The 16465-nt window shown below is 59.4% G+C and carries 14 protein-coding genes and 6 pseudogenes; 12 read left to right on the top strand and 8 right to left on the bottom strand.

The features are described from left to right. Positions 1-82 precede the first annotated feature (82 nt). The 7 genes and pseudogenes from KHY18_RS06865 to KHY18_RS06835 form a co-directional block, all read left to right on the top strand. Positions 83-289, top strand: a pseudogene (locus KHY18_RS06865) (helix-turn-helix domain-containing protein); the annotation flags it as partial. Next, a pseudogene (trbJ, locus tag KHY18_RS06860) lies at positions 288-695 on the top strand (P-type conjugative transfer protein TrbJ); the annotation flags it as partial. The pseudogenes KHY18_RS06865 and trbJ, both read left to right, overlap by 2 nt. Before the next feature lie 8 nt (positions 696-703). After that, positions 704-2002, top strand: a pseudogene (trbL, locus tag KHY18_RS06855) (P-type conjugative transfer protein TrbL). Between the two features lie 20 nt (positions 2003-2022). Next, positions 2023-2727 (top strand): annotated as a pseudogene (gene trbF / locus KHY18_RS06850) (conjugal transfer protein TrbF). After that, a complete protein-coding gene (gene trbG / locus KHY18_RS06845; RefSeq protein ID WP_213296289.1) occupies positions 2724-3710 on the top strand; it encodes a P-type conjugative transfer protein TrbG in 987 nt (328 codons plus the stop codon). Before trbF ends, trbG begins: the two are co-directional and overlap by 4 nt. A 2-nt stretch (positions 3711-3712) precedes the next feature. Then, complete coding sequence (locus tag KHY18_RS06840; RefSeq protein WP_213296280.1) at positions 3713-4993, top strand: TraB/TrbI/VirB10 family type IV secretion system protein; 1281 nt, start codon at positions 3713-3715, stop codon at positions 4991-4993. Further along, entirely contained in the window at positions 4990-5211 is a 222-nt protein-coding gene (locus tag KHY18_RS06835) for a DUF2274 domain-containing protein (protein ID WP_213296278.1), read from the top strand. The genes KHY18_RS06840 and KHY18_RS06835 overlap by 4 nt, the downstream gene beginning before the upstream one ends. A gap of 3 nt (positions 5212-5214) precedes the next feature. On the opposite strand, the pseudogene KHY18_RS06830 reads toward KHY18_RS06835, so the two are convergent. Beyond that, positions 5215-5372: pseudogene (locus tag KHY18_RS06830) on the bottom strand (transposase); the annotation flags it as partial. 295 nt (positions 5373-5667) lie between these two features. Between KHY18_RS06830 and KHY18_RS06825 the strand changes: the two are divergent. Beyond that, complete coding sequence (locus KHY18_RS06825) at positions 5668-5874, top strand: hypothetical protein (RefSeq protein ID WP_213296272.1); 207 nt, start codon at positions 5668-5670, stop codon at positions 5872-5874. A gap of 71 nt (positions 5875-5945) precedes the next feature. Here the strand turns inward: KHY18_RS06825 and KHY18_RS06820 are convergent, their stop codons facing one another. Continuing rightward, entirely contained in the window at positions 5946-6413 is a 468-nt protein-coding gene (locus tag KHY18_RS06820; protein WP_213296270.1) for a thiol-disulfide oxidoreductase DCC family protein, read from the bottom strand. Between the two features lie 48 nt (positions 6414-6461). Here KHY18_RS06820 and KHY18_RS06815 point away from each other — a divergent pair, with 48 nt between their 5' ends. From KHY18_RS06815 to KHY18_RS06805, 3 genes and pseudogenes are all read left to right on the top strand, one after another. Next, the gene (locus KHY18_RS06815; protein WP_213296267.1) at positions 6462-6989 is read left to right on the top strand and encodes a hypothetical protein; all 528 of its coding nucleotides are present in this window, start codon (positions 6462-6464) and stop codon (positions 6987-6989) included. Then, positions 6986-7897 (top strand): HTTM domain-containing protein, encoded by a 912-nt coding sequence (locus tag KHY18_RS06810; RefSeq protein WP_213296264.1) that lies wholly within the window; start codon positions 6986-6988, stop codon positions 7895-7897. Before KHY18_RS06815 ends, KHY18_RS06810 begins: the two co-directional genes overlap by 4 nt. Positions 7898-7987: 90 nt before the next feature. After that, positions 7988-8287: pseudogene (locus tag KHY18_RS06805) on the top strand (transposase zinc-binding domain-containing protein); the annotation flags it as partial. A 100-nt stretch (positions 8288-8387) separates the two neighbouring features. On the opposite strand, the gene KHY18_RS27025 reads toward KHY18_RS06805, so the two are convergent. The 6 genes from KHY18_RS27025 to KHY18_RS06785 all read right to left on the bottom strand — a co-directional run bounded on the left by KHY18_RS27025 (position 8388) and on the right by KHY18_RS06785 (position 15832). Continuing rightward, positions 8388-9125 (bottom strand): tyrosine-type recombinase/integrase, encoded by a 738-nt coding sequence (locus KHY18_RS27025; protein WP_249728963.1) that lies wholly within the window; start codon positions 9123-9125, stop codon positions 8388-8390. 54 nt (positions 9126-9179) lie between these two features. Beyond that, positions 9180-9371 (bottom strand): phage integrase central domain-containing protein, encoded by a 192-nt coding sequence (locus tag KHY18_RS27420; protein WP_502768417.1) that lies wholly within the window; start codon positions 9369-9371, stop codon positions 9180-9182. 108 nt (positions 9372-9479) lie between these two features. Next, positions 9480-9608 carry an Arm DNA-binding domain-containing protein gene (locus KHY18_RS27020; RefSeq protein WP_249728962.1) on the bottom strand — a complete coding sequence of 43 codons (129 nt, stop codon included), beginning with the start codon at positions 9606-9608 and terminating at the stop codon, positions 9480-9482. Positions 9609-10903: 1295 nt separating this feature from the next. Next, complete coding sequence (locus tag KHY18_RS06795) at positions 10904-12817, bottom strand: RNA-directed DNA polymerase (protein ID WP_213296245.1); 1914 nt, start codon at positions 12815-12817, stop codon at positions 10904-10906. Positions 12818-12986: 169 nt separating this feature from the next. Beyond that, entirely contained in the window at positions 12987-13655 is a 669-nt protein-coding gene (locus KHY18_RS06790) for an SOS response-associated peptidase (RefSeq protein ID WP_213296243.1), read from the bottom strand. A gap of 290 nt (positions 13656-13945) precedes the next feature. Next, complete coding sequence (locus tag KHY18_RS06785) at positions 13946-15832, bottom strand: patatin-like phospholipase family protein (protein WP_213296240.1); 1887 nt, start codon at positions 15830-15832, stop codon at positions 13946-13948. A gap of 68 nt (positions 15833-15900) precedes the next feature. Between KHY18_RS06785 and KHY18_RS06780 the strand changes: the two genes are divergently transcribed. Continuing rightward, positions 15901-16320 (top strand): DUF4113 domain-containing protein, encoded by a 420-nt coding sequence (locus KHY18_RS06780; RefSeq protein ID WP_213296237.1) that lies wholly within the window; start codon positions 15901-15903, stop codon positions 16318-16320. The last annotated feature ends 145 nt before the right edge of the window (positions 16321-16465 follow it).

Below are 16465 nucleotides of genomic sequence, written 5' to 3'. Positions count from 1 at the left end.
AGGACGCTGCGTTTTCTGGAGACTGGCCTCCAGCCGATCGCACTGTTGTGGCCGGCGACCCTGAACGATGGAGGTTCGCACCATGAGACCCGCTCCTTTTCGGCCCGCTGTCGCATTCACTCCCCCTACCGCACAGCCTGTGCGCTACCTAACCAACGACGAGGCCGCCAACTTCCTGCGGCTGTCACCGCGCACGCTGGAGAAGCAGCGTGTCATTGGCGGTGGCCCACGCATTCGTAAATTCGGCCGGCGTGTGATGTACGCCGTGCCCGACCTCGACGCCTGGGCGGATGTACCCACGGCAATATGCCACCACGGTGAGCGGCGACCGCATGGCGCAGGACGCCCTCCAGCGCTGGCAGCACACGCTCGACGGCCTGCACACCGCCATGCGAATGCAGGCGCAGGTCTCGCAGAACCTGGCATCCGACGAAGGCGTGCTGGCCGATCTGGTGGGCCAGAGCCAGTCTGCTACCGGCGCGCTGCAAGCGGCGCAGGCGACAAATCAGCTCCTGGCCTTACAGGCCAAGCAAGCTATCCAGGCGCAGCAGCTGCAGATCACGCAAGGCCGTGCCGTCTCGCTGGAACTGGCACGGCAAGCGACGGTGACCGAGCGTGCGCGCGAAGTGCGGCGACGCTTCCTTGGCACCGGCACGCCGTACACGCCGTATCCCGTCAACTTCTACGGCAACTGAGGTGAGCCATGAACGACGTTGCCGTCATTGACCGTTTCCTCGACGTTTTTTCGACCTATATCGATTCCGGCTTCGGACTGCTCAGCGGTGAAGTCGCCTTCCTGAGCGCCACGCTGGTGGTGATAGATATGACGCTGGCCGGCCTGTTCTGGGCCATGGGCCATGCCTCGGGCCAGGGCGATGACATCATGACCAAGCTCATCAAGAAGGTGCTGTATGTCTGAGCCTTCGCCTACATCATCGGCAACTTCAACATGCTAGCGGGAATCATGTTCAAGTCTTTCGCCGGATTGGGCTTGGTGGCGTCGGGCTCGACCCTCACGCAGGCGGAGTTCCTCCAGCCCGGAAAACTGGCCGAGGTGGGGATTGATGCCGGCACGCCAATTCTGGCGCAGATCAAAAATATGGCGGGCTTCCCGGAAGTATTCGCCAACATCGACCCCATCGTGGTGATGTTCCTGGCGTGGCTGGTGGTGGTGGTGAGCTTCTTCATCCTGGCGATCCAGCTCTTCGTCACGCTGCTCGAGTTCAAGCTAACCACGCTTGCCGGCTTCGTGCTGGTGCCCTTCGCACTCTGGAACAAGACCGCATTCCTGGCGGAAAAGGTCCTTGGCAACGTGGTGTCGTCGGGCATCAAGGTACTGGTACTGGCGGTGATCGTCGGTATTGGTTCCGGCCTGTTCGCCGAATTCAAAGTGAAGCCCGATGCTCCCTCCATCGACCATGCCGTGGTGATGATGCTGGCATCGCTCACGTTGCTGGCACTGGGAATCTTCGGGCCAGGCGTGGCCACCGGCCTGGTCTCCGGTGCGCCGCAGTTGGGTGCGGGCGCCGCCGCAGGCACGGCCTTGGCGATGACCGGAGGCGTCGCCACCATGGGCGCAGCAGCGACCGGGGTGGGGAGCGCCGTCGCGGCCGGTGCGCGCATGGCGCCGGCTGCCGCCAAGAGCGCGGTGGATGGTGCCCACGCCGCGTCTTCCACAGCCAGCAGCGCGAAGTAGACGTTTTCGGCTGGCGGTGCGGGCGCGGGTCACGGCATCAAGGGCGCAGCCTCTGTCCTGGGCAAATCCGCCAAGGCAGGCGCGCAGTCCGCAGGGCAAAAGATGGCCGCGGGTATCCCGTCCATGAAGACGCGGGGCGGCGCTGCCAGCGGTTCGACCGCTACCGATGGCCCCGCACAACCCGCGTGGGCCAATCGCCTGCAGCGCAAGCAGCAGATCAGCCAGGCCGCTTCGACTGTCGCCCACACGCTGCGCGGCGGGGACGCAGGCGGTTCCGGCCCAGCGCCCCACCTGCGCGATCCCTAGGATGAATAAGGAGACCATCCATGCGATTCAAACGACCCCTGGTCCGCTACGCGGATACCCCGCAGCCCGCCACGCCCTATCAATCCGCCGCACAGGCCTAGGACGACCGTATCGGCTCCTCCCGCGTGCAAGCCAAAAACTGGCGACTCATGGCCTTCGGTTGCCTGGTCCTAGCCCTGCTGATGGCGGGCGACCTGGTCTGGCGCTCGGCCCAGCCCATCGTTACGCCCTTCGTGATGGAAGTGGACAGCGGCGGGCAAGTGCGCGCCGTGGGCGAAGCGACCTCGCCGTACAAGCCCAACGATGCGCAGACAGCGCACCATCTGGGACGCTTCGTCACCCTGGTGCGCTCGCTCTCCATCGACCCCGTCGTCGTGCGGCAGAACTGGCTCGATGCCTACGGCTACACCACCGACCGTGGCGCGGCCGTGCTCAACGACTACGCGCGGGTGAACGATCCCTTTGCGCGCATCGTCAAGGAATCGGTGACGGTACAGATCACCAGCATCGTGCGCGCCAGCGATGCCTCGTTCAACCTGCGCTGGACCGAACGCCGCTACGTCAACGGCGCAGCCGCCGGGTTGGAACGTTGGACAGCGGTGGTTTCCATCGTCCTGCAAGCGCCGCGTACCGAAGAGAAGCTGCGCCGCAACCCACTGGGCATCTACGTCAATGGCCTGGCGTGGAGCCGTGAACTCGATTCCTCCGAAGGAAGCAAACCATGAAACCGTCTTTGTGCATTTCTGCAATTCTGTCCGCACTGCTGGCCCTTGCAGGCTGCGCCACGCAGGGCATGCGAGCTCCGTCCATACCTCTGGATGAGCCCGTCGCGGCACAGCCGCTGCCCGAGCCACCCAAGCCCATCGAGGTGGTGGCCGTGCCCTCCCCCTTGCCACTGCCTGCGCAGATGAAACCCTTGCCCATACCGGCCGAAGAGAAAGCCACACCCGAGCCCACCGACGAGAAGCTGCGCGTCTCGCGCGCCAACCAGGAAGCCCGCATGGCGCCCACGCGCGAGGGCTACGTCAATGCGATCCAGATCTGGCCCTATACCGAGGGCGCGCTGTACCAGGTCTATGCCAGCCCGGGACATGTGACCGTCGTCTCGCTACAGCCCGGCGAAGAGCTGGTGACCGTGGCCGCAGGCGATACCGTGCGCTGGATCGTGGGCGACACCTCCAGCGGCACAGGAGCCAACCTGCGCGTGAGCGTATTGGTCAAACCCACGCGCTCAGGCCTGAAGACCAATCTGGTCATCACCACCAGCCGGCGCACTTACCTGATCGAGCTGAGCTCGACCGAGAAGACCTGGATGGCGTCGGTGTCCTGGGACTACCCCAAGGACCGTATGCAGGCCTTGCAACGCCAGGCCCAGGCCGCCAGCGCCGCCGCGCCAGTCGATGCGGGCCTGTCGCTGGAAAAGATCCGCTTTCGCTACGCGATCAGCGGCAGCAATCCACCGTGGCAACCCCTGCGCGCCTTCGACGATGGCGAGAAGGTCTACATCCAGTTCCCCGACGGCATCGCCCAGGGCGAGCTGCCACCGCTGTTCGTCATTGGTGCGCAGGGCGACGGCCAGCTCGTGAACTACCGCTTCCGTTCGCCCTACTACATCGTGGATAGGCTGTTCGGCGCCGCCGAATTGCGCCTGGGCGCGGACAAGGGCGACATGGTGCGCATCGAGCGCACCGATGGCCGGAGGAACTGACCATGCGCGAGGACACAACTACCGATATCCCGGAACCAAACATGCCGCCCAAGGCAGCCCCGGAGGACGTGACGCTACGTGCACCGCCACGCCCGGTCACGCGCTTGAACAGGCGCGTGCTGGCCGCCCTCGCTGGCGGCCTGTCGGTGGCCGTGCTCGGGGCCTTGGTTTGGTCGCTGCAACCGCAACGACGCAACGCGAACGAGCCCACCGAGCTGTACAACGTCGATCGCGTGTCGCGCTCCGAAGGGCTGGATCAACTGCCCGCCGACTATTCCAAACTGCCGCCGCCGGTGCCAATTGCCGTGCCCGAGCTCGGCCCACCACTGCCGGGCGATCTCGGCGTGCCAATCCTGAGAGCTGAACAGCAGGCGCAAGGCTACGGCCCAGCCGAAGCCGATCGACTTGCGCGCCTGAGGGAAGCGGAGGAAGCGGCGTCTTCGTCGGTATTCTTGCGCTCAGGTGGACAGAAGCTGGCCGCTGTGGCAGCGGCACAGGGCGCGCCTGGTACTGCTCAAGCGCCGAACGCAGCCTTCGATCCAGTGGCCGCAGGCCCAGCCTCGACGGCCGCCCAGCCGGCCGACCCCACCGCCGTGCAGAACCAGCAGGACCAGAAGGAGGCGTTTCTGTCCAAAGCCGGATCTACGCAAATCTGCAATTCCGGCTCCCTGCAATTGCCCGTCTCCCCTTACCAGGTGATGGCCAGCACGGTGATCGCGGCCGCATTGGTCACGGGCATCAAGTCTGACCTGCCCGGCGATGTCATCGCCACGGTGACAGAGCCGGTCTACGACACTGCCACCGGCAAGTTCCTGCTGATCCCCCAAGGTGCGCGCCTCATGGGCAAGTACAACAGCCAGGTCAGCTACGGCCAAAGCCGCGTGCAGGTGGTGTGGAACCGGGTGATCCTGCCGGACACGTCTTCGTTCCAGCTCGACAACCTGGTCGACACAGACGCCGCCGGCTATGCCGGACTGAAGGATAGAGTCGATGCCCATTGGGATCGCATTCTGGCGGGTGCTGCACTGACCACCCTGCTGGGTATCGGCGCTGAACTGGCCGCGCCAGAAAACCGCCAGGGAGGGGATCGGGTCATCATCGCCGGACGTGATGGCATGCAAGACTCGGTGAATCAGGTCGGGCAGGAAATGACCCGACGCAACATGAACATCCAGCCGACGCTGACCAGCCGCCCCGGCCTGCCGGTACGCATCATCATTAATCGGGATCTGGTGCTGCGGCCGTATCAGCCGATGTTTTTTCAGCGAGGTGCATCACGATGAACACACCGACAAAGAAGCTGCGGCTCGGCCCGCTGCCCAAGACGGAAAGCACGAAGTTGACCTTCGCGTGCTCGGTCGGTCTGAAGGCTGACCTCGACCGCTACGCCGCGCTGCATGCGCAAGCCTATGGCGAGATGGTGGATGCTGCCACGTTGATACCGCACATGTTGGAGGCATTCATGGCGGGGGATCGCGGGTTTCGGTCTCGTGCGCAGTAGCCTGCGGCCCGGACTGTGCTGAGGCTTGACCCAGTTGAACAGCGTCTGCTCTATCACCCCAAGGCTTCTGCTTGCACAGGCAATCGTCTGCCCGTTCTCTACCAAACGAACCGCTTCCAACATGAATCCAGCGTGTATTTCACTCTGACTGTCTTGTTCATCTTCGTTCCTTGTCTAACGTGATTGGACCACTCAGCAAGGGGGACGTTTTTCAGAGACTAAGTCCGCGTCAGACCCAAATCCAGCGCTCGAACAGTGGACTCGCTTTAAGCCGCCGCGACCGCTAAAACTGCCCTGGACGAAGGCGTCAAGATACCAAAAACCCGTGCCATATTTACCCTCATGCGGTCAAATTTTCTATCCGGAGTACCCGACGAGCAAACGCTATGTGCGCCCGCTATTTCACTGCACAATCACGCGTCAAACTACAAAGGATGTGACATGGGACCTTTTTCAATGGACAACCTGGACACCGATCTTGGCAAAGACCATGAGTCGCCACGAGTCCCCAAAAACCCGCCAGAGGATCGCCCGCCCGGGAACTCCATGGGCAATGACATCGGCGGTGACGTCAACTCTGTGGGAAATGACATTGGCGGAGACGTGAATTCCGTCGGCAACGACATCGGGGGAGACGTCAACTCCGTAGGCAATGATCACTGAGTCTACGAACCCAGGGCCGTGCGAAGCTCGTCTTGTAGGTGTGACTCTGGTACACCGAGACTTTCATGGGGCTACTTCAGAAACTTCTTCAGTATGTCCTCACTCGGAATCACGCACTCATTGGCCTTGCCAAACAGGCGATAGCGATGGCGGCCCACGAAGTCGTACACAACATCTCGTACCGCACGCGGCGCATAGCCCAAGGCGCCTATGTATCTCCACGGCCGGCTCAGCGATTGCGTCAGCCTCACGACGGCATCAGACTTCAGATACACCTGCCCGCCATCGATCAGGACGATACTATCCAGCGTATCTAACGACAATCCATATTGCCGCAATAACCTGCGCCCAGACTCCGACTGCAGATGGGCGAAACGAAGACGAGTCCCTTCCTCATTCCTGGCCATAAACATCACCACCCCATTGCAGAAATGGCAAACCCCATCAAACAGTACGACTGATGTTTCATCCGAAGAGCCCGGAGGGAAAGCCGGCACGGCGTCAGGCAGGGCGCCGGCGCTGACGGAGTCTTGGTTCACGGCGTCTTTCCAGCCTGCAACCTGAACGTTTTACGGGAGCCCCTTGCTTTGAACACCGCATCGCATATTGGAATTAGCCTTTTTTGCATTTGCATGATTTTTTTCCTGTGGGGCTGGAATTTACCTGACGGGCGATTTAGCCGCCACCTGCTGAAAAAACTCACCAGACCCGTGATCTGGCTGGGGCTGAACCACAGTTGGTCCATGTTCGCTCCCAGGCCCATCACCACCGATGAACTGATTCGTTTCAAAATTACCTTCGAAGACCAAAGTTCGGCCGAAGTGCCTGTCGATTACTTCCCATCACCCGGGGTGCAGCAATTTTCCGGTGACGTTCGCCATTTGAAGCTGATGCATGCTCTGGTAGCGCCCAAGGAAAGCCTCACCCAACGTTGCTATGCAGAGTACCTCATAAACACCTACGAGGTCACTCGCCCCACAAGCGACGCCCGCAGGGTAGAAAAAATTGAATACCTGTTGACTCGGTCCCCCAGACCATCGTGGAAGCAAGCGGGGGAAACACCCACACCAGCGGAAGAGATCGTCGTCTTTACCTTTTCCAGGGATACGGCATGAACGACGGCGCAGTCAGCCTGCATACATTGGTCAGACTCTGGAACGACTTCATGTTCACCCCGCAGAGTTCCGCGACGATGGTCGTCTTCAGGATAGCCTTCTCTGTGCTTTTGCTGGTCGACGCCATCTTTCATGCAAAAGGCATGGCGTTATTTTTCGGGCCTCACGGGGTTTTGAACTTCGCCGCCTGGAAGCGTGAGTTCAGCCCGCGGGTATTTTCCGTCTTCACATACACGTCTGGCAGCATGACGGCCGTCCGCTCAGTGTTTGCGCTTCATTTCTTCTGTATTTTCTGCGTCTTGCTCGGCTGGCACACGCAGCTCTTCGCCGTAGTTCTTTTCGTCACACTTACGTCAATACAGCACAGAAACCCCGTTATTTTGAACAGCGGCGACGTCGCCATGCGGCTGATGTTATTCCTGTTTATGTTCGAGTCCAATGCCGACTCCATGCTGTCAATCGGCGCGCCGGTCGGTGCATTCCAGAACGCTGCGCTGGAGGAGCCATGGTGCCAGCGCCTGATGCAGCTTCTCGTCGCAAACATCTACTTCAAGTCGATGTATTGGAAACTGCTGGGCAGCATGTGGAGAGAGGGCTCTGCCGTGTTTTATGTGATCAACATCAAGCGTTATCAACGCCTCAGGTTTCCCGACTTCGCTAGGCATCCGTTTGTGTTTCAGGTATTGACGTGGTCCACTCTCGTTATTTGGGGCTCACTGAGCTCGCTGATCTGGATCGAGGAATTTCGCTATCCCCTCATCCTCATTGGCGTGCTGTTTCACTTGGGCATGGACCTGTTCCTTAAAATCCGATTGTTCCAGTGGGTCATGATGACCGGCCTGATCCTGTTTATCAACCCCGCTGATGCGGAGTGGGCGATCAGAATTATGATGACGTGGCTGTGGTGACCAAAGCGCAGGTAGAAGACACCTTCCAACGCATGGCCGCCAAGGTGGGCAAGCAAAACGCCAGCGACAAGCTCTACACCACCCATGGTGGGCATCTTTGCCCAAGGCTTTGCCCGTGCCCGCTGTGACGATTGCGGGCATGACTATTTTGTGACCTTTTCCTGCAAACGCCGCGGGGTCTGCCCCTCATGCGACACGCGACGCTGGTGGAGACGGCGCCTCAACGATCACGTCTTCCCGCGTCTGCCGGTGCGCCAGTGGATACTGTCGGTCCCGTAGCGACTGCGCTTTCTTCTGCAGCGTGATGGCGCTGTGCTCAATATGGTGTTGCAAATTTTTTTGTGGGTCTTTGCGCAAAGCCTACAGATCCATAGCTCTGGTGCTGACCACCGGGCTTCCCGGAAGCGGGCATTGGCGGCCGACTGGTTACGCCTGTGTGCAAAGCGGACATCATTTCCGTAGCTCGGCTTGCAGCATGGACCGAAATAGCTTATCCTTTGCGCGGCCCACGCTCGTTTCCATCAACACCCAAGCGCAGCTTGTCCAAATAGTCCGCCCATTGCTGCACCTGCTCAAAGCGCTGCGACAAATACTTAGTTCGATTATAACTTCGGCCATTGGAATCCTTTACTGCATGCGCCAAGTTGGCTTCGATGGCCAGATGATCCAGATCCAACTGATCCACCAGCACGGTCCGGGCGCTAGCCCGAAAACCGTGCCAGCTCTGTTCCTTGCCAAAACTCAGGCCATACAGCGCGCTGCGCACTGAGTTATCCGACATAGGACGGTCGTGGTCGCGCTGTCCGGGGAAAACGTAGCGTCCATGGCCCGTGATGGGCTGTACCTCCTGCAGCAGTTCCACGGCCTGCGTTGGCATGGGCACCATATGTGCATCCCTATTTTCCTTTTCCTCCACGGAGCGTTTCATCTTGGCGCTGGGGATGGTCCACAAGGCTGCCTCCAGATCCAGCTCGGCCCATTCCATCATGCGCAGGTTGCCGGGACGCTGGTAGAGCAGGGGTGCCAGCAGCAGCGCCGTGCGCACAACCGGGCCGCCCTTGTAGGCGTACATAGCCCGCAGCAGCTCGCCAAAGCGTTGCGGTTCCACGATGGCTGGGAAGTTCTTACCTCGGTATGGCGTGAGGCGGCTTTTGAGCCCTTCGGTAATGTCGCGCTGGGTGTTGCCGGCCGTGGGCAACCAGTAACGCCACACCTGCCAGGCCAGCATCAATGCCCGGTCAGCGGTTTCCAGCGCGCCTCGGTCCTCCACCTTCTGCAGTACTTACAGCAGTTCCATGGGCTCGATGATGGCCATGGGCCTATCTTTGAGCCAAGGAAACAGATCGCGCTCCAGTTGGCGCAAGGTGCGGGCAGCGTGGCCAGGACTCCAGGTCTCGACCTGCTTGGCGTGCCACTCAAGAGATACTGTCTTGAACGTATCGTGGCCCTCCCACCTACCCTTGAGCTTTTCCAGCTTCCGGACCTAGATCGGGTCAACCCCTTCCATCTTCTGAAGCTTCGCCGCATTGCACGCCTTGCGCACTGCCATCAGGCTCACGACTGGATAGCTTCCGAGGGCAAGCTACTGCTCCTTGCCCTCGACCCGGTACTTGTAGAACCAGCGCTTGGAGCCGTTCGGGTTCACTTGCAGATATAGGCCGCCCGCATCGGTAAAACGCGCCCGCTTGCGTTCGGGGGGGGCATATCGCATTTCGGCACTTGGCATCAGCCAGCATGATTGCACGCTCCAAAGTGGGGCGGGGAGAGCCAGTGGCTGCAAAGCCGCATGCTTGCTGGGTTTGGGGCGAAAGTGGGGGGAATTTCCCGAAAGTATAGGACTGCGCGGCTTTCTCCCCCCTACTTATCCCCCCACCCTGCCCAGGATGTCAGCGAATTTACCCGGACGCCGGCGCACTGTAAGTTGTTGATTTACCAAAGAAAAAGGGCGTTCACTGGATGTCAGTGAACGCCCTTGGACGTTATGGTGGTGGAGCTGGCGGGAATTGAACCCGCGCGCGACCCAGCATCCATGCGGGTTTGCGGGCATCGGTGTGATTTCGGTGTGATTTAGCCCGTGACTCCGCACCACCCCACACCATTCCGGGCAACGTGGCCTATTCAATTCCGTGTGGCTCACTTGAACCGCCGTCCGCATTTCGACACACTGGCCTTAAGAATCGTAAGCATTTACAACATTCTGCCGGGGACATGCAGCCACGGCTGCACTTTTCGCTTGACAAGGAAATACTGCATGCAAATACAGTCTAAGCATGTGGTGCACCGTTTACGTTCTCTATTGCGAAGGCAAGCGACGTCCCGATCACGAGGTCAGAAATGGCCCGATGTACGGATGGCTGCGAATGCGTTCCAAGACGCCCGGGGCACGCGCGCCCTTTCCCCAAGCCTTCATGTTGCATGGCCCGGAAGCTTTCGATGACACCTGTGTCTATCAACTTGACCACTGCTCGCTTCGAGCCATCGATGGAGGCGGAATCCGACTTGTGGGGGTCGAGTCCAAGCATACGATCGCTCCAGGCGCTCACCAATCATGGTGGGTGATCCCGGGAAAACCGCAGTGATCCACACCTACCCCACCCTCCTGCGCACCCCGAATCCGAATTACGACTGGCCCCTGGTGTACATACTCCCCGGGTTGCCCGCCGACTACACCGTCTTCGAAGTGTTCCCGGGCCGCTTCACAGTGCGCGACGCACGCTGTCGGTGCACCTACTACGGCCCTGGTCCGGTAGAGGTCGTGAGGTCGCTAGCTCCTTTTTAGTCGTTTACAACGAGTCAGCTTCTTCGCCTTGCACAGACGACGGCTTCCGACCAGTAGCTGTCCGCCAGCTTCGAACAAAACAGACTGTAGCGGAACTCGGCTACTGAGCAGAACGCGTGGGTGACGCTTCACTGCAATCGGCGAGGCAGACGGCCTCGCCTTTCATTTCAGGAGAGGGGACGCGCAAAGAAGGGAAGCGCTTGCACGAACTTTCCCATGCTCACAATCTATCGATCGTTATCTTCGAGCAGCGCCTCATCGTCCGGTTCGTCTTCCGGCTCATCGTCCGGTTCGTCTTCCGGCTCGTCTTCCGGCTCGTCTTCCGGCTCGTCTTCCGGCTCGTCTTCCGGCTCGTCTTCCGGTTCGTCTTCCGGCTCGTCTTCCGGCTCGTCTTCCGGCTCGTCTTCCGGCTCGTCTTCCGGCTCGTCTTCCGGCTCGTCTTCCGGCTCGTCTTCCGGTTCGTCTTCCGGCTCATCGTCCGGTTCGTCTTCCGGCTCTTCGAACGGACTACCGTATATGTCTTCCTCGTCGTCGTGCTCGAACACCTCGTCGAGATTGTCTAAACTGAATAGCTCGGCGATCGTTTTGAAATTGTGCTGCTTCAACGCGTTGGGTTTTGGCGTAAACAATGGTGCGATCGAGGCAGCAGGGTCGTAAAAGCGCACGTTGCGCTTTCGCATTTCCTCAAAATGCGGATCCGCCCTTACATGAATTTCGGAGAGACCACCCCAACCTCGCACCCCAGCCTCGTAGCTCAGCATCCAAAGGTCATCCCATAGCGCATCGGCGTCCTCAAGCAGCCTGAATCGCGCGATAGATGGCGCTTTGAGCAGTAATCCGGCATCACCAAGATCCAAAAGGATCAAGACGCAAACTGAAGAATTCATTGCGACAACGATATCTACGTTGACGGACGTCAAAGTTAACGAAAGCTCTTTACAAAGCCACAGGCACCACGCCACCTCACTATGGTGCTCGAGGGGCGCATGCTCTTCGATGAGCGAATTCACTAGGCGTGATAGACGCTGTTTTCCAATGGGAAAGCCTAGGCCAGAATACGTAGAGAGAAGACGCGTGAATGCTTGAAGCGTCACTGGATGCGCAGCTGCAGTCATGCACAGTTGTGCTTCAAACGAGTCCCAATTTTCCTTTCGGATAATGACTGAGCCGACGCGCCTCAGAGCGTAAGCCATCACACCGTCACTTGTGTGGCGCTTCGCAAGATCACGGGCTAATTCGAAGAAATGATTGACGTCAGAGCGTTGGCGCTGACCGGTTGCTGCAATGTCAAAGCTTCTAAGCGCATGAGTCCAAGAATCCTCTTCTAATTCTTCGATTCGACACACCTTCGTCTTCTCAAAGTTGATTTGAAGCTCAAAATCTTTCAGACAGAGAACAAGGTGCGCGAGCGCCTTCTTTGCAGAATCATACGATTCAAAAAAAAGGTAGTAATCATCCACATAGCGGAAGCCAGCGGGACGAACACCAAGCCTCTTGGTCAACTCGATATCGATCGAGGTAGCGATGCATTCAGCAATAATGTGCGAGGTGTCAGGGCCAATCGGGAGCCCGAACGTCTGTTCATCCTGACCTTGACGAACCGCTTGATCAAGGAGGTTCCCGAAGAACTTTGGCGTGATGGATCTGTTCTTCTTTGCTAGCGCCTTGCCGTGAAGGGCCCATGGTATTGAATGCGTGTAAATGGTGGGGAAAAAACGCGAAATGTCTGTACGAAGCACGAATCGGTAGCCCGCTCCCTGCAACAGCCTACGCTCGTAAAGGGTTTGCATTGCGGGCAAACTAGCGGCGCGGCTGGAATCACGACGAAATCTAGGATGACTCGCACTTAATTTCGACCGCCTAAATTGGCCGATCATGCTAGCCCAGTTGTCGACAATTGCCTTGCTGAGGTAAGTTTGGGCAATGGGGTTGGGCAGACTGGTCGCCCGACGCTGATGGCCAGCTCGCGCTACGCTGAACAATTCGGATTTTGACTTGCGGGCTTTCGCGTTTTTCGGAGCCAGCGCGATCCATGCGGAATAGAGAGCTGCGTGGTGGACGGCGACGTCGGTGGTTCCGAATGCGGGCGGCAACTGAGAGGGCAGGTAGCCCAGTCGGAGTAGTCTTTCTATTCTATCCATCAGAGATGCGTCTTTCGGGATTATGTTTGTTTCGCGTCAATTCGCGATTGACTGACGGATCCGCATGCTCCAGCACTTCTTGGTGCCGTGCTTCGCAGGCTGGCTCGAGGCCTGAATTGTGAAGCAATGACTGCTCTGTGGCTGCAAACTGGATGTCGCTTTCTTGCCCTCAGCGGCCAGCCACATGCCCGGCGTCGAATACCTCAACGGGCGCAAGACGCAGCAGTTCAGAGGCTTCGGCAATGGTCCCCCCAAGCCATTGATCGACGTCTTCGCGCTCAATTGCGATCACGCTCCGCTTGTCCTGCTGATCCGCGGGCAGCTTAGGATCGGGCTTGTGCATGCGCCTCATCAAGGGGTGGTCGTCAGCGTTGATTGTCAGCACGGTGTACGACTCGAAAATCTCGCCGGTCTTCGGATCGGCCCACCGGTTCCACAGCCCCGCGAGCCCCCACAGTCCACCATCAGCCCGCGCAAACCTCCACCATTGGTTGCGTCCCGACTCCCAATTTGGCTCATCGAAGGAGACGGCAGGGATGATGCAGCGCTGCCCCTTTGCCCAGGGTCTCTTGAAACTGGCCTTGCTCGCCAGCTCCTCGCTGCGCGCGTTGTTGGTGGCGTATTTCAGGCTCCACTCGCCCGCCACCAAGCCCCAACGGCCGGACGCGCCTTCCCGGCTATAGCCAGAGTCGTCTACCGCGCGCCGGATAAACGGGCCTTGTGCCCTGGGGAAAATCTCGACGTGCTGCTCACGCCACCAGCGAGGCTGGTTAGCGCGGCCAATATGCCAAAACCGTTCGATGTCGGTTTCCGTAGGGGAGACGTATCTATTGCACATGGAGCGAGTGCACACCATTTCCCGGAATCAATCAACCCCTTGCCATGGCGCGAGTTGATGAGTGCTTGCAGTTTTCCTGTGGTGAAAGTCTTGCAAAGCGCAGCGCGTCAAGGTCCCGCGATCGCAGGCGATGTTCTGACCTCGGCCGCGCGACATGCATCGAGGCATTCGAACCCTCTTGGGCCGGTAATTGGGGGCAACGAGGGGTAGCAGCACGCCAAAAAAATCAGCCAGTGCCTGTCAATACCCTGGGTTGCCCTGGTAGTGTCACTTAAATGTGTCACTTGGCCTCATTGCTCGCATTCCACCGAGTATCCGCTGTTGGGGTGCGCGCGATAACTGATGGGCAAACGCTTTGCTGGCGAAGCGACTGGTGTTGCGCAATTCTGAGCGGTGGGCAAACCCGCTTTGGCGAACCAGCCGCAAACCTTTCGCCTTGATTTCACGTCAGCATTAACAGAATGGCTGCCCGCCGCCCACAGTACCTCGCTGAGTGTCTTGGCGCTGCAGTGTTTTGGTCCCACCAGATTGAAATCGGTCTGGACTCGGCTGGCCAATTGCCACAGGGCCGTGCGGTTGTATGCTTCGGCGGTGGTGAAGTGAACGTCGACCGCGGCTTCGTAAGCTTCATCGTCACGGTCCATTTGGTACGGAAGGCCGGGCTCCTCCCTAAATTCCCAATCCGGTGCAACCAATTCCTGTAGCGAATCGATTCCAATGTACCAAACCATGCAACGCGCTTTCTTCGATTGCTGGCTGGAGTAAGGATCATTGCCCAGCACAACAAACGGATTCACCTCTACCACCCTTTCCCGGTCGCTAGCCTCGAAGAACTGGCCGGCAATGGGGAAATCACGGATACGAAGCCGCTTATCTATCGACGTCTGCGGAGACGGCAATCCCAGGCTGCGAAGAGTCTCTAGACGGCGACGGCTCAGCATGGCATCAATGGAGTCTAGGAAATTTGTGTCGACTAGGCGGTCCACAGCGCTACGGGCGTCGGGCTGAAGGTTGCGCAGGTCGATCTCGCCCGAGGCAAAGGCATCAACCGCGATGATCAAGCACTGCCCGATCGGCACTTCATCAGGATTGCGCGAGCGAGCCGCCCAGGCGCTCAAAAGACCGTCGATGCCCAGGTTGTCCGACGAGCCGCCGTCGATGACGTGCAAATATTCCTGCGCGACAAACCTGTCAGCCCTTTCATTGAGGCCGAAACGCGCCAATGGCACCGAGCTGAACAGACCCGGAAACGCCGCAGAAGCCGCCACTGCGTGGGACAGAGGATAAGCACCCAAGTTGGAGTGCAGGCATTCATTGAAGAACGTCTGGGTGAAAGACACGCTCTCCCAACGGATAGACTGCGCATAGGAGCGCCGGTTGGTGCAGCGGCTTTTGTCCAACACTCCGTGCAGGTCGTTGATGGCCGTCGCGTTGACGATAAGGCCGGGCCCCATGCGGCCGAGATCGCCATAGCGCAGGCCGCGAAAGATTTGCTCGTCGAACACCTGGGCCATCAGATCACTTCGCCCCACCGGGCCCAGCAGGGAAGCAACGAAGTTGTCAGGGCGCAGCAATTTACCTATGAAAGCGGAGCGAAAATCTTTGGACAGGTCATCCCGGGCAGCATCCCAGAACTGCTGCGGATGACGCAATCGTAAATCGCTGTTGCTGCGGCTGGCATAGTAAGCGGCCGTCAACGAACCGCCCGAAACGCTGGAAATCGTTGTGACGTGCTGCAATATTCCCAGCCGGTCCAGCTCGCGCATCACTGCCGCCGAGTAGTTGGCCGCACGCGAACCTCCGCCCGAGATTGCTAGGCCGACGAATCCAATATCCTGGCGGCATCGCGCCAAGTCAGAGCCGGCCCCGTCGCATAAGGCGACCTCTGAAACCAAGAAACCGGCGCGCGGGACACCCTGAGCGTACGTTTCGTCCTGCGGCGAGTTTGCATGCCTACCGGAGGCCGAACACCCTGCCAACAAGGCCGCGCAAACACCCATCACCAAGGCCAAGGCTGCACTTCGTATGCGTATCCCCATACTGATCTCCTGGCGGAGTAACGCCGCTTTGTTACAGATCATATCTTCTGGCTCCGGATGCGCGTTGGTGCAGTCTGTGAAAACAACGGGAGAGGTGAAGGTCAAATATTGGCGATAAATGATCAGCCCACAGGCCATGTATCGAACAGCTCGCCTAGTGCAAGAAGCAATAGCTCAGCCGCTTCTGCAATGGTGCCGGCCAGCCATTGGTTCAGGTCTTCGCCCTTTCCTCACCGCACAGAGAAGGTCCGCGCTTCAGCCGCTCGATTGTGGTGCCGCTGGTGCGCCCGACCGCGGACACACGCTTGCTTGTCGAAGCTGCCGCTGCAGGCATGCGCGCCATCTACCTGCCCGGCTTCAATCTGATCAAGGCAGGCGTGATCTTGATGGACTTGGTCGGGCCGGATATACATCAGGACGAACTGGCATTTGAAGATCCGCTGGAGCGCGATCTTGGTCCGCTGATGTCGGCACTGGATGGCCTCAACGCGCGCTACGGCAAAGGAACGGTGCATGTGGCCAGCACCGGCCAGACGCACGCGAACCAAGACTGGAGCATGAGGCAAGAGCGTCGCACCCCGCGATACACCACCGAGTGGTCGGAACTACCCACTGCCCGAGCTTGACGCCATGCCGATGCACCCCACTCTGCTTTACATCCCACATCGCACTCGCCAGCGAGAAGAGCGAATTCTTCAAGGGCGGCCTACCGACTACACCGTGTTAGAAGTGTTCCCCGGCACCTTCACGGTGCGCGACGCCCGAGGAAAG

The organism is Acidovorax sp. CCYZU-2555 (assembly GCF_018413525.1).
GTDB lineage: Bacteria > Pseudomonadota > Gammaproteobacteria > Burkholderiales > Burkholderiaceae_C > Comamonas.
This window is presented reverse-complemented; position numbering and strand designations above follow the sequence as displayed.

Coding starts and splice junctions, on each gene's coding strand:
- trbG (WP_213296289.1), top strand. CDS start 2,724: ATGAAACCGTCTTTGTGCATTTCTGCAATTCTGTCCGCACTGCTGGCC.
- KHY18_RS06840 (WP_213296280.1), top strand. CDS start 3,713: ATGCGCGAGGACACAACTACCGATATCCCGGAACCAAACATGCCGCCC.
- KHY18_RS06835 (WP_213296278.1), top strand. CDS start 4,990: ATGAACACACCGACAAAGAAGCTGCGGCTCGGCCCGCTGCCCAAGACG.
- KHY18_RS06825 (WP_213296272.1), top strand. CDS start 5,668: ATGGACAACCTGGACACCGATCTTGGCAAAGACCATGAGTCGCCACGA.
- KHY18_RS06810 (WP_213296264.1), top strand. CDS start 6,986: ATGAACGACGGCGCAGTCAGCCTGCATACATTGGTCAGACTCTGGAAC.
- KHY18_RS27025 (WP_249728963.1), bottom strand. CDS start 9,125: ATGCTGGCCTGGCAGGTGTGGCGTTACTGGTTGCCCACGGCCGGCAAC.
- KHY18_RS27020 (WP_249728962.1), bottom strand. CDS start 9,608: ATGCGATATGCCCCCCCCGAACGCAAGCGGGCGCGTTTTACCGATGCG.
- KHY18_RS06795 (WP_213296245.1), bottom strand. CDS start 12,817: ATGGATAGAATAGAAAGACTACTCCGACTGGGCTACCTGCCCTCTCAG.
- KHY18_RS06790 (WP_213296243.1), bottom strand. CDS start 13,655: ATGTGCAATAGATACGTCTCCCCTACGGAAACCGACATCGAACGGTTT.
- KHY18_RS06785 (WP_213296240.1), bottom strand. CDS start 15,832: ATGGCCTGTGGGCTGATCATTTATCGCCAATATTTGACCTTCACCTCT.